General features: G+C 70.9%; 8 protein-coding genes. 4 read left to right on the top strand and 4 right to left on the bottom strand.

What is annotated here, in order from left to right; genetic code table 11:
* The first annotated feature begins 149 nt into the window (after window positions 1–149).
* Window positions 150–677 (top strand): hypothetical protein, encoded by a 528-nt coding sequence (locus OG472_RS05245; protein ID WP_401603129.1) that lies wholly within the window; start codon window positions 150–152, stop codon window positions 675–677.
* A gap of 58 nt (window positions 678–735) precedes the next feature.
* Here the strand turns inward: OG472_RS05245 and ligA are convergent, their stop codons facing one another.
* A complete protein-coding gene (gene ligA / locus OG472_RS05240) occupies window positions 736–2,796 on the bottom strand; it encodes an NAD-dependent DNA ligase LigA (RefSeq protein WP_405941008.1) in 2,061 nt (686 codons plus the stop codon).
* 277 nt (window positions 2,797–3,073) lie between these two features.
* On the opposite strand from ligA, the gene OG472_RS05235 reads away from it, so the two are divergent.
* The 3 genes from OG472_RS05235 (at window position 3,074) to OG472_RS05225 (ending at window position 9,872) form a co-directional block, all read left to right on the top strand.
* A complete protein-coding gene (locus OG472_RS05235) occupies window positions 3,074–4,234 on the top strand; it encodes a hypothetical protein (protein ID WP_405941007.1) in 1,161 nt (386 codons plus the stop codon).
* Between the two features lie 357 nt (window positions 4,235–4,591).
* Complete coding sequence (locus OG472_RS05230; RefSeq protein ID WP_405943142.1) at window positions 4,592–8,368, top strand: CDP-glycerol glycerophosphotransferase family protein; 3,777 nt, start codon at window positions 4,592–4,594, stop codon at window positions 8,366–8,368.
* Window positions 8,361–9,872: a hypothetical protein gene (locus OG472_RS05225; protein ID WP_405941006.1), complete on the top strand. Its 1,512-nt coding sequence runs from the start codon at window positions 8,361–8,363 to the stop codon at window positions 9,870–9,872. Before OG472_RS05230 ends, OG472_RS05225 begins: the two co-directional genes overlap by 8 nt.
* On the opposite strand, the gene OG472_RS05220 is transcribed toward OG472_RS05225, so the two are convergent.
* The 3 genes from OG472_RS05220 to OG472_RS05210 all read right to left on the bottom strand — a co-directional run bounded on the left by OG472_RS05220 (window position 9,856) and on the right by OG472_RS05210 (window position 12,792).
* Window positions 9,856–10,827, bottom strand: coding sequence for an endonuclease/exonuclease/phosphatase family protein (locus OG472_RS05220; protein ID WP_401603122.1), 972 nt, complete (start codon window positions 10,825–10,827; stop codon window positions 9,856–9,858). The genes OG472_RS05225 and OG472_RS05220 overlap by 17 nt on opposite strands.
* A gap of 109 nt (window positions 10,828–10,936) precedes the next feature.
* A complete protein-coding gene (locus OG472_RS05215) occupies window positions 10,937–12,454 on the bottom strand; it encodes a UDP-N-acetylmuramoyl-L-alanyl-D-glutamate--2,6-diaminopimelate ligase (RefSeq protein WP_405941005.1) in 1,518 nt (505 codons plus the stop codon).
* Between the two features lie 200 nt (window positions 12,455–12,654).
* The gene (locus tag OG472_RS05210; RefSeq protein WP_405941004.1) at window positions 12,655–12,792 is read right to left on the bottom strand and encodes a hypothetical protein; all 138 of its coding nucleotides are present in this window, start codon (window positions 12,790–12,792) and stop codon (window positions 12,655–12,657) included.
* Between the last annotated feature and the right edge of the window lie 49 nt (window positions 12,793–12,841).

Genomic DNA, 12,841 nt, shown 5'->3' with positions numbered 1-12,841 from the left:
GCCACGCTAGACCGCGCCCGCCTTCACCCGCGTCACCCCGGCGTAGCGTTTCAGGCGTACTCCCCAGGTAGTACGCGTACCTGGAGCCTCAACCCTCCCGCCCCCGGGCCCTGCGGATGCGAGGCTCGCCCGGATGGGGGAAGCTGGGCATGATCTCAGCGCCGACGCTGGGACCGACGGGCGAGGAGGACGTCGTGGACGCATCAGGAGACGGCCGGCGCGTCCGTGGCCCCTGGACCAGGGTGCGGACCGCCACCCTGCTCTGTGCGGCCGCGGCTCTTGCAGCGGGCACCGTACCGGCCTCCGCGCAGCCCCGGGCACTGCCGGCCCCGACGCCGGATCCGGTCGTGGTCGTCGACTGCTTCTCGAAGGCCCAGGTACGCCCCGAGGAGTACCTGCTGGCCTGCGGCGACGGCAACAACCGCCTCGTACGGCTCCGCTGGGACACCTGGGGGCCGCAGACCGCGACGGCCACGGGCACCGACATGGTGAACGACTGCAAGCCCTACTGCGCGGCCGGCCGTTTCCGGTCCTACCCGGTGACGGTGACCCTGAGCAAGCCGGAGCCCTGGCCGGACCGTCCCGACCTCCGGCGCTTCACCATGATCCGGCTGCTCTACACGGACACCGCCCCCGCCCCGGTCCCCAAGGACGTGAGCTACAAGCTCGTGTACTGACGGGCCCCGGCCGCGGCGGCAGCCTCGTCCGTCGTCAGGGCGCAGCCGGTCCTCCCGCTCAGTCCAGGCAGTCGGAGACGAGCTCGGCGAACTCCTCCGGGGTGAGGACCGTGACGCCCAGCTCCGCCGCCTTGACTGCCTTGGAGCTCGGCTTCCCGCTCGCGGACGGCGCGCAGACCAGGTAGGCGGTCTTGGAGTTGACGCTGCTGCCCGCCTTGCCGCCGGCCTTCTCGACCAGGGCGTTCATCTCCGAACGCCCCATGGTCTCCAGCGGTCCGCTCATCTTGCCGGTGACGACGACGGTCTTGCCCGCCAACGGGCCCTCCACGGCCGCCCGGGGCTGCCGGGGCTCCGTCATGTTGACCCCTGCCGCGGCCAGTTTGTCGATGACCACGGCCAGCGAGGCGACCTGCTCGACGACGACCGGGGCCTTCTCCGGCCCGATGCCTTCGACTTCCTGCATCTCGGAGGCATCGGCCTGCCGGATGGCGTCCATCGTGCCGAAGTGCGCGGCGATGCGCCGGGACATGCTGCGCCCGGTGCCGAGTACGCCCAGGGCGCAGAAGACACGGCTGAGCGGGTGGGACTTGGCCGCCGCTATCTGCTCGGCCAGCTTCGCTCCGCGCTTGGCGCTCCCGGAGGCGGCGGTGAGCCGGTCCTCGGTCAGGGTGAACAGGTCGGCGACGTCGGTGACGTCACCGGACTCGATCAGGGCGTTGACGTACGTCCTGCCCAGACCGTCGATGTCGAGCATGTCGCGTCCGGCGGCGTACTCGATCAGCGCGGGCAGCGCGCACCCGGAGCCCTGCGCGCAGCGCCACCGCTCCTGTTCCTTGTTGATCTCCCCACCGCAGTGGGGACAGGCCGTGGGCAGCGGCACCTCCTGCGCCCCGGCCGGGCGGCGGCCGATGACGGCGGCCTGGACGCGGGGGATGATGTCGCCCGCCTTGTAGACCGTCACGGTGTCGCCGATGTGGAGGTCACGGCGGCGGATGTCCGCAGGGTTGTGCAGGGTGGCCCGGGTGACGGTGGATCCGTCGATTTCCACCGGTTCGAGGACGGCCGTCGGGGCCAGCACGCCGGTCCGGCCCACGTCCCAGACCACGTCCTTCAGCACCGTCTGCCGCTCGACCGCCGGGAGCTTGAAGGCGATCGCCCAGTACGGGAACCTGCTGCCGAACCCGGCCGCTGCCTGCTCGGCCGCGCCGTTCGCCTTGATCACGACCCCGTCGATGCCGAACGGCAGGCCGGGGCGCAGCGCGGCGATCTCGTCGACCTTCTGCTGCGCCTCGGCGAGGGTCGCGACCACGTGCAGACCGGCCGGTGTGCCGGCCGTGGTCTGCACACCGGCCTCGGCGACGGCGGCGAGGACCTCGGCGTGCGTGGCGCCGGCGGGGACGAAGCCGACCCCGTCGAGCTCGACCGCCCCGTACGCCCAGAACGTCATCGCGAGCCGGTAGGGGCGGTCCTTCGCGCGCAGGGTGCCGGCGGTGCCGTTGCGCGGGTTCGCGAAGACCTGCGCGCCGTGTGCCGTGCGGACCTCGTTCGCGGTCTCGAACTGCGCCTGAGTGAACAGGACCTCGCCGCGAACCTCGAACGTGGCCGCCACGGGCAGTTGCGCGGGCAGGCCCTCGATGGTGCCGATGACGTGGCTGACGTCCTCGCCGTGCGTGCCGTTGCCGCGGGTGACGATCTGCTCCAGCCGCCCGGCGCGGTAGCGGGCGGCGACGGCCGCTCCGTCCATCTTCGGCTCGACCGTGAACCCGCCGGCGGGTGCGTGGCCCAGGCGGCGCTGGAGCGAGGCCTCCCAGGCGACCAGGCCGGCCGGGTCGAAGACGTTGTCGAGGCTGAGCAGCCGGGTGGTGTGCGCTATGTCGCCGACCGGGGCTGCACCGTCACCGACCAGACCGGTCGGGGAGTCCTGGGCGGCCTCGTCCGGGTGCTCCGCCTCCCAGGCGAGCACGGAAAGGCGCAGCCGGTCGTAAGTGGCGTCGTCCAGCGAGGTGTTCTCCCCGCCGTAGTAGGCGTGGGACGCCTCGCGCAACTGCTCGAGCGCGGCACGGTAGTCGGCGCGGCTGGACAGGCTGGACAACGCCTCATCGGCGGGAAGGATCGTCATGAGGATGATCCTCTCCCAGGGGTCTGACAATGCCATGCGGCCGGGAAGGGGGCAGCTCACGGCGGGTGATCCGGTCCGGGGTGGGTGCGCTGACTGCGGAATCGGTGGGTCCGCCTCCGTGGAGACGGCGCGGGCAGGCTAGATTGCACCGGGCCGGGGCCGTCCCGGACGTCCGCCCCTGGCGGTGACCGGTCGGCGCCCTGCCGGAGGAAATGTCCCACGGCCCGCCGGGTCAGGTCGGGCAAAACGGGCGAGAACAGGCAGGAGTGGGCAGGACATGGCGCGACGCGAACGTGCGGAGACGGGCCGGGGTGTCACCTCCGCCACGCCCGCGGTTCCGGGCTCCGAGATAGCCGCGGCGGCCGACGGCGGGCTCGCGGCCCGGGGCTGGCTCCGCCTGGGGCGGGACGGCCGGCTGACCGCCTACGCGAGCTGTTCCGAGGGCCTGGTGCGCTGGACCGAGTCGGCGCCCGGCTCCGACGTCTGGCAGGGGCCCGACCTCTTCCCCGTGGAGGGCTGGGCGGGCCGGTTCACCCTGGCCCAGGACTCCAACGGGTTCGTCTGGTTCGCCGGCACCCGCTACCGGGACGGGGCGCCGGGCGGCCGCGAATTCATCATCGCCGCCCAGTACCAGACCGGCCGCCCGCTCGGCGACTGGCGTGCGGTGGGCAACCCCTTCCCCGAGCCGGAGCGGGAGGGGGAGTCCCAGCCCCCGCCGGGGGACCCGATGGTGCTGCCGGATGGCGCCGGATCGCTCCACGTCGTCGCCACCCGCTTCGGGTCCGGTGTGTGCGGCCGGACCCGGCGCGCCGATGGCAAATGGGACAATTGGACGGATTATCAGGGCAAATGGGCACGAGGTGCCGTCGTCCCCCTGGTGACCGCCCAGGGCCGGGCCGAATTCCTCGCACCCTTCCGGGGCGGGGCCTCGTACTGGAGCCAGGACAGGCCCGGCAATGCCTTCCGCTGGCTCGGGCGCATGCAGGCCGACGCCGTCGAGGGCACGTTCAGCGCCTACGAGACGGGCCCCGGCACCGGCACCTACTTCTGGCGCCACCCGGCGGACGGCGGCGTGATCGCCTACCGCCCCATGGCCCCCGCCGGAGCGCCCCGCGCGCCGATGCCGCTGGGCGGGGCGGGCGGCGCCGGCCCGGTGGGCATCGCGCGAACGCGCATAAACGGGTACGACTGCACCGTGCTGCTGCAGCGGGGCGCGGAGGGATGTCCTGAAATCGCCGCCTATCCCACGGAGGGTGAGCAGTACGGCGCTTGGTGGGCCCCCGTGGGAGACCGCTGCGCCGGGCTTCCGGCCATCGCCCTCGACGCCCGAGGCGCGGTCACGATCGCGATGATCGACACGGACGGCGGCCTGCGGATCGCCCGCCAGGACCTGATGGACGCGGGTCTCGCCTTCGAGCCCTGGTGCCTGGTGGGGTGACCTAGCTCACCGGGTGTGCGCGCGCCCGGGCCGGTGACGGTCCGTGTCTTCGCGCGTCACCCGGAACCGGAGGGGAGTTGGCCTGTTCCGTTCGGTTTGCAGGTCGTCGCACCTTCGCAGACGTGAAGCTTTAAGGGGCTTGCGCGCTTGTGAATACTTGCTCGCCGTTGCGCAGTTGCCCTACGCTGCGCACACCCTGTGAGGGTCGCATAAGTGTGCGGGCCGGGGGTGGGGGAGGGTCGAGTGTGCGGGGAGCGGTGGGTGACCAGATTCAGGGGCGGGTCTGGCGGCGCGTCGCGGCGATTCCCGGTGCGCTGTGCGAAGTGTGTCTACCAAGGAGTTTTCTGAGTGGCAGGTATGCCCCGCCTGAGCGTCGTCGTGCCCTTTCAGGACGTCGAGATCTACCTCGAGGAGTGTCTCGAGTCGATAGCCAGGCAGACGTTCCGCGACCTTGAAGTGATCATGGTCGACGACGGCTCGACCGACTCCTCCACCGCGATCGCCGCGGACTTCGCCCGCCGGGACCCGCGGTTCCGGCTGCTGCGGCAGGAGTCGATGGGGCCAGGCCACGCCAGGAACGTCGGCATCCGCGCAGCCCACCCCCAGGCGGAGTTCCTCGCCTTCGTCGACGGCGACGACGTCATACCTGAGTACGCCTACGAGTTGCTCGTGCGGACCCTGGAAGCCTCCGGCTCCGACTTCGTCTCGGGCAACGTGCAGATGATGAACTCCACCAAGAGGTGGCAGTCCCCGCTGCACAAGGCGCCCATGCGGAGCAACAAGCGCGGCACGCACATCACCAAGCTGCCGGACCTCATCTACGACCGCACGGTGTGGAACAAGGTGTTCCGGCGGTCCTTCTGGGACTACCACTACATCGCGTTCCCCGAGGGCGTGATGTACGAGGACTCCTGGGTCAACATGTTCGCCCACTTCCGGGCCGCCAAGGTCGACATCCTCACGGACATCGTCTACTTCTGGCGCCGGCGCGAGGGCGGAGCCGCGCCCTCCATCACCCAGCGGCACACCGAATTCAGCAACCTCCAGGACCGTGTCGCCGCGGTGCAGTCGGTCAGCCGCTTCCTCGCCGGACACCGTGCACGCTCCTACTCCGACCACAAGCGCAAGTACGATCTCGCCTGTCTGAAGTCGGACTTGATGCTGCACCTGAAGGTGCTCCCGGACGCGGACGAGGAGTACCGCGAAGCCTTCATGCAGTGGGCGAACGAGTTCCTGGACGAGGCCGACGCGGACATCATCCACGAACTGCCCGCCGACGCCCGCGTCAAGTGGCTCCTGGTGCGCGAGGGCCGGCTCAAAGAGCTGCTCGACGTCGTCGAGTTCGAGCGCAAGGGCGGCCCCCTGCCCGTACAGCGGCGCTTCCACCGCTACCTCAACTACCCCTATCTCGGCGACCGGTCGATCGGGCTGGACAAGAGCGCGTACCGGCTGGACAAGGAACTCTCGCTGCACGGCTCGCTGTCGTCCGCGCACTGGGACGACGCCGACCACCTGACCCTTGAGGGATCCGCGTACGTCCGCTTCATCAACGTGCACAAGCGGCACATGTCGATGAAGGCGATCGCGCTGCGGAACAAGAAGCAGGGCCGGGTGGTCGTCGCCAAGGCGAAGAGCACCTACTACCCGCAGGCCACCGAATACTCCCAGCAGAACCGCTATTGCTACGACTGGTCCGGGTTCCAGGTCCGCTTCGACGTCTCCCGGCTCAAGCGCAAGGGCGAGTGGGTCGAGGGGACCTGGGACGTCGCCGCCGGCGTCCTGAGCCGCGGCCTGTTCCGCTACAAGGGCATAGCCCGGGGCGGGGCGGGCAGTGCGGCCAACCCGCCCTACCGGTACGTGGACAAGAACATCCGCGTGGTCCCGCTCTTCCTGCAGGGCAAGCTCAAGCTCCGGGTGGAGACGGTGCGTTGCCGCATCACACGGCACCGCATGGTCGGCGACCACCTCGAACTCGGCGGCGTCTACCTCGGCCCCAAGATCCCCGAGTGGGGCAAGTTCCGGGTCACGAGCATGGGCGGGGCCGGCCGGCACGACTCGTGGGTCAACTTCCAGCCGGGCGGCGAGGGCTGGTACACCTTCGTGACCCGCATCCCGGTCAAGGCGCTCGTCCCGGGCCACCGCACCAACGCCTCCGACGGGGTTCCGGAGACCTGGAACACCGGCGCCAACGGCTGGAAGACCACGCTGCACGTCGAGGGGCGCAAGGCGGCCCTCTACCCCGTCATGGCGGAGGACGCCACCGACGGCCACTACCGGATGCCGGCCGGACTGCAGACCGAGCGCGCGGACCGTGAGGTGTTCGTGCACCGCAACGGCTCCGGCTACGTGGTGCTGTTCGAGCGGGACACCCTGCCGCTGGCCAAGTCCGCCACCTGGCACCCGGACGGCTCCCTGGAGGTCGCCGTCGGCTACGCCGCGCAGGACAGGCTCGACTCGTCCGAGTTCGCCGCGGCGCACATCGTCGTACGCTCCCGCGCCCACGGCGCGGAGCGCACGGTACCCATCACCTGGTACGGCGAGGAGTTCCGCTTCGTCGTCACTCCCGCCGCGATGCGCACCCTGGCCGGAGAGGTACCGCTGGCCTCCGGCCGCTGGGACTTCTTCCTGCGCCGCCAGGATCCCTCCGCCGTCACCGCGGAGAACCGCTCCAACGACCTCATGGTCAAGATGGTGCAGGAGCTGATCCCCGACTTCCCCAGCGAGATGACCAGCAACGAGCGGCGCTACGAGCTCCAGGCCGAGGCCTACGACCGGCTCTCGCTCCTGGTCCACTCGGCCATGCCCGACGAGGCCCGCGGCCCGTACCGGCAGAAGCTGATGCGCACCAAGACGTACCCGGAGGCGCGCCGCAAGCCGGTGACGCAGGCGGTGCTGTTCGACGCCTTCAAGGGGACCCAGTACTCCGACAGCCCCCGTGCGCTGCACGAGGAGATGGTCCGCCGCGGCGTGGACCTCGAGCACCTGTGGGTGGTGCGCGACGACCAGGTCGCCGTTCCGCCCACCGCACGCCCCGTGCGCATGTGGTCCCCCGACTGGTACGAGGCCATGGGCCGGGCCAGGTACATCGTCGCCAACAACCACCTGCCCGACTGGTTCCAGAAGCGCGACGGCCAGGTCGTCGTGCAGACCTGGCACGGCACCCCGCTCAAGCGCATCGGCCACGACATCGAGGCCGTGCACTTCGCGGACAAGCGCTACCTGGAACGCGTGGAGAAGGAGGTGCAGAACTGGGACATGCTGGTGTCCCCGAACAGCTTCAGCACCCCGATCCTCAAGCGGGCCTTCCAGTTCCCGGGCGAGATGGTCGAGAGCGGCTATCCGCGCAACGACGTGCTGCGCCGGGCGGACTCCGGCCGGCGGGCGGCGGAGGTGCGCCGCCGCATCGGCCTCCCGCCGGGCAAGAAGGTCATCATGTACGCGCCGACCTGGCGCGACGACCAGTTCTACGCACCCGGCAAGTACAAGCTCGACTTCCGCATAGACCTCGACGATGCCAAGGCGCAGCTGAGCCACGACCACGTCCTGCTCGTGCGGCGCCACCCCAACGTGGTGGACCCGGTGCCCGGCGCCGGCGACGGCTTCGTCTACGACGTGTCCGACTATCCGGACATGGCGGACCTCTCCCTCATCACCGACGTGATGATCACGGACTATTCCTCCCTGATGTTCGACTTCGTCAACACCGGGCGGCCGATCCTGTTCTTCACGTACGACCTGGACCACTACCGGGACACCCTGCGCGGCTTCTACTTCGACTTCGAGCAGTCCGCACCCGGTCCGCTGCTGTTCAGTTCCCCCGAACTGATCGGGGCGATCCGCAACATCGACCGCATCCAGCACGGCTACGGCGCCCGGTACCGCTGGTTCCAGCAGGAGTTCTGCGATCTGGACGACGGCTACGCCTCGGCCAGGCTCGCCGACCGCATCCTGATCGCCGGCGGGGACCTCGACCCCGCGCGGGCCCAGGCGCCGGCCGTCGGTGCGGCGGGCGGCCGTGCACCGGGCCAGCCGGGTCAGCCGGGTCAGCCGGGCCAGCCAGGCCCATGGAACGGAGGCACCCTCGGCCAGGTGCCGCGCCAGCCGGTGAGAAGAATGGATTCCGAGCATGTCTAAGGCAGCCCAGAACTCGCGCCGCGTCTTCACCGGCGTGGACTCCGCCGGGGCGGTGCCCGTCGAGTACCGGTTCTCCCACGCGAGGAACGGCAACCGCCACCTGGTCGTGGTCTTCGCGAACCGCTACGCCCCCGGTGAGTGGGGCTGGGCGAACGGGAAGCTCGACCTGCTCCGGTCGAACATCCTCTGGATCCGCGACCTGTTCGACGGCGCGAACACCTACTACCTGTGCAAGGGGATGGACTTCTCCCTGGAGCAGTCCGTCGCCGGGCTCATCTCGCGCGTCATGCACGCTCTGTCCCTCTCGCCGGACCAAGTGACCATGTTCGGCAGCTCCAAGGGCGGCAGCGCAGCCCTCTTCTACGGACTGAAGTACGGCTTCCGGAACATCGTGGCCAGCGTGCCCCAGTTCCGGATCGGAACCCGCGTCAAGGAGGGCAACCCCGACGCGGTCCGGGTGATGATGGGCGAGGCGACGGAGCAGAACGTACGCATCCTCGACTCGGTCCTCCCCGACCTGGTCCACAGCGGGGCGAACCGCTCGGCCAACATCTACCTGATCAGCTCGCCCCAGGACGAGCAGTACGCGAGCCAGGTGGAACCGTTCATCAGGCTGTTCCAGGGGCACGAGAACTTCAACTTCGTCTACAACGACTCGCCCCTCATCACCGACCACGGCAAGGTCACACTGCGCAACCTCCCGACCATGATCGGGTTGTTGAACCTCCTCGTCGAAGGCATCTCCCCGCGGTTCGGCATGGTCCGCAACGGCTACGAAGAGCCGGAGCGCGACAAGTCGGCCATCGAGGCCTACCTGGCGCAGACCTCCCTGGTGCAGAGCAGCGAGGCCTTCCCCAAGCCGGTGGTGCTGTCCCCGGCGCCGGAGGACCGGGTCCCCGCGAACACCGTCCGCTTCACCGGTACCGCCCTGGGCGCCGTGCGCGTCAGCTTCTGGCAGGACGGGAAGCACAAGGGCTCCGCGCCCGTCGCGGCCGACGGCACGTGGGTCTGGGAACGCAGCAGCCCCTGGCCCAAGGGGAGGCACGTCGTCCGGCTGTTCGCCGCGGACGCGAACAACTACCAGACCGAGCGCACCGAAGTGGTCTTCACCGCCGTGGAGCACGCCTCCGAGCCCCTGCCCGAGTACGTGCCCGCGCCTGCGCCGCTGCCGAGGCCGGCCCAGCCTCTCGCGCTCTCGGTGACGGCCCCGGTCGCCCACCAGCAGGTGCAGGGGCCTGCCGTCGGATTCGCGGGCTACGCCCCCGGCGCCGTGCGCGTGGACTTCCAGGAGGGCGGCGTGACCCTCGGCACGTGCGACGTGCGGGCGGACGGCAGCTGGGTCTGGGAGTCGGGCTGGGCCTGGAACGAGGGCGACCACTTCGTCGAGGCCATCGCGGTCGACGCCGTCGGCAACGCCTCCCCGTGGACGGCCGTCCCCTTCACCTCGGTGAACGGCTACACCGTGCCCACCCAGCAGGGCAACTACTTCAACTCGCGCTACTGACGCCGGGATCGGCGGAGGGAGCGGAGGGAGTGGCCGACGGGGCGTCGGCGGGACGGCTCACCCGCATCACCAGGGCCCGGTGGTCGGACGCCTTGGTGTCCACCACGTCGCAGGCGGTGCGGGGCAGCAGCGTGAAGAGGTAGTCGATCTTCGTGCCGTCCTTGTGGGTGGCGCGGCCCTTCCGGGAGTCGCCCTTCTGATCGCACTCCCGGTACGTGGTGTAGGTCTCCGACGGCCAGATCCAGGCGGAGGTGTTCCGGTTGCCCACCGGCGGCGGAGCGTTGAAGTCGCCGCCGAAGACCGTACGGGCGTCGGTCGCCGCGGTGGCGACCAGCGAGCTCAGCTGGTCGTCGCGGAAGTCCCAGTCGGGGTGCTCGTCGTCGCTCTCCCGCAGAGACAGGTGCGCGTTGCACACCCGCAGCCCCTGGGCGGGGACCCGCGCGCACAGGATCCCGCGGTGCAGTCCCACCGTCGGCTGCTCGGTCGGGACCATCTCCACATCGGTGAGCCGGGAGGCGGCCAGCAGACCGTAGCCGGCCCGGCCGCGCCCCTGCCCGGTGCATTCGACGGCGGTGCGCCGACCCGACGCGTCCACGTCCTCGTACGGTTCGAAGACGGAGTGCCACTCCGGGCCCAGGCGCACGGCCGAGGACAGCAGGTCCTCCGAGCACACCTCCTGCAGGAGCAGGACGCGTACGCCGGAGTCGCCGACCAGGTCGCGCAGCTGCTGGAACTTGTCCTTCGGGCTGCCGGTCTCCTCACAGCTCCACTGCCGCACCCCGCACATGTTCCAGGTCGCCACGGAGACCTCGTCCCCGCTCCCGGCGCCCGCTACCGAAGCCGGAGCCTGCGCGGACGTACACGCCACCACCGAGGTCAGCAGGCTCAGGGTCGCGGCCGCGCGGCCGAACCGGCGGCCGGACGGCCACCGGCCGGTCTCCTTGTGTCTCTCCATGCGGACATCATTGGGTATCCGCCGGTCAGACCGTGCATCGGCCCTGGTGTGAGGGCTGCGGAACGCGCTCCGGGGCTGCCGCGGAGGACTTCCGCAGCGCCCCGACGCCCTACGCGGGGACTGCCGGCGCGGGCCGGGCGGGGACCTGGGCCGGGGAGAGTTCGCGCACCGTGGACATGTCGCTGAAGGGGAGCAGCGCCTCGCCCACGATCTGGTAGGGCTCGCTGCCCTTTCCGGCGATCAGGACGATGTCCTCGGGACCCGCGGCCGACAGGGCGAATGCGATCGCCCGGCGGCGGTCGGCGAAGCGCTCGAAGGGGGTGCCGGTCGCCACGAGGCCCGGGGCGACCTGGTCGAGGATGGCCTCGGGGTCTTCGTTGCGGGGGTTGTCCGAGGTGAGGACACAGAGGTCGGAGTGGATTCCGGCGATCCTCCCCATGTCGGCGCGCTTGGTGGTGTCGCGGTCCCCGCCGCAGCCGAAGACGGTGACGACCCGGCCGCGCGCGAAGCCGCGGATGGTGGTCAGGACCTTGTCCAGGGAATCCGGCGAGTGGGCGTAGTCCACGATCACCGAGGTGCCGAGCGGGGTCCGGAAGCGTTCGAACCGGCCCGGTACCGGAGGCATCCGGTCGAGGGCGTCGACCAGGGCGCCCAGGTCGTGGCCCAGGACGTGACAGGCCGCCACGGTGGCCAGTGCGTTGGCCACCGAGAACTTCCCCGGAACGGGGATCGACGCCGGATACGCGCGCCCGCCGTGGTGGAGGGTGAACCGCGTACCGGAAGCACTCACGGCGAGACCGGTGGCCCGGTAGTCCGCCGGGGCGTCGATCGCGTACGTGGTCACCGCCCCGGGCATCATCGACCGGATCCCGGCGCCCACGGGATCGTCGGCGTTGACCACGGCGTGCCGGCACAGGCCCTGGAACAGCCGGAGCTTGGCGTCCCGGTAGTTCGCCATCGTGCCGTGGTCGTCCAGATGGTCCTGCGTCAGATTCGTGAAGACCCCGACATCGATGAAGGTGCGGTCGACCCGGTGCGTCAGCAGGGCCATCGAGGTGGCCTCCAGCACCACGCTGCCGGCACCGCGGTCGCGCATGCACCCCAGTAGGTACTGCAGGTCCGGCGACTCCGGAGTGGTCAGCACCGAACGCGGCATCGGGATCAGCTCGTCGCCGATGCGGCTGCCGGCGGTCCCGATGACCCCCACCTTCGCGCCCTCGGAGATCCGCAGGGCGGACTCGACCATGTACGACACGGACGTCTTGCCGTTCGTACCGGTGATCGCCACCATGTCCATCTGCCGCCCGGGCTCGCCGAAGTACCGCGAGGTCACGACCGCGGCCGCCGTCCGGGTGTCGGGCACCCGTACGGCGCAGGCACCCGGCGGCCACACCGACGCCGGAAGGGCCGGCTCCCTGCCGTCGACTAGTACCGCGGCCGCCCCGCGGGCGAGTGCGGGCGACACGGCGTCCGGTCCGCCCTCCCGGTGCCCGGGCACGGCGATGAACAGCGAGCCGGGCATCACCCGATCCGCGTCGAACGTCGTTCCCGCGGTGATCGACGTCGTCTCCGGGTCACCCCGGAGTACGTGGTGCTCCTGCCCGGCCAGCAACTCGCTCAGCTTCACAATGATCCCTTCGAGGGGGCTCGGCCCGGGCGTGCGGCCGTAGCCAGGCGGCAGCGCCGGCGGCGTGCCGGGAAGCTGCGGTGGTGACGTGGAGCGGGGCGGTCGACCGTCCGGCGAGCGCAGGACGACGAGGCGGCCCGGCGCGGCAGGAGAGCCCCGACCGCTGCGTGGAGCAGCGGCGCGCCGGGAGGAGTAGAGCGCTAGCCGTGGCCGTGCAGGGCGACCCGACGGGTCTCGGGCGCCTCGACGTCGGCCGCGGCGGCGGGGCCGGCGGCGGCCTGGCGCAGTCCGGAGACGGCCTGCTGCAGGCACTGCCTCGACGAACCCATGCGACCCATGGCCCGAGTGTACGGCCGATCGGGCGACGCGAAGCCCACGTCGGACACC

Origin of the sequence: Streptomyces sp. NBC_00207 (assembly GCF_045160965.1) — a bacterium.
GTDB lineage: Bacteria > Actinomycetota > Actinomycetes > Streptomycetales > Streptomycetaceae > Streptomyces.
The sequence above is the reverse complement of the archived record's forward strand: the minus strand, read 5'-3'. Positions and strand labels throughout refer to the sequence as shown.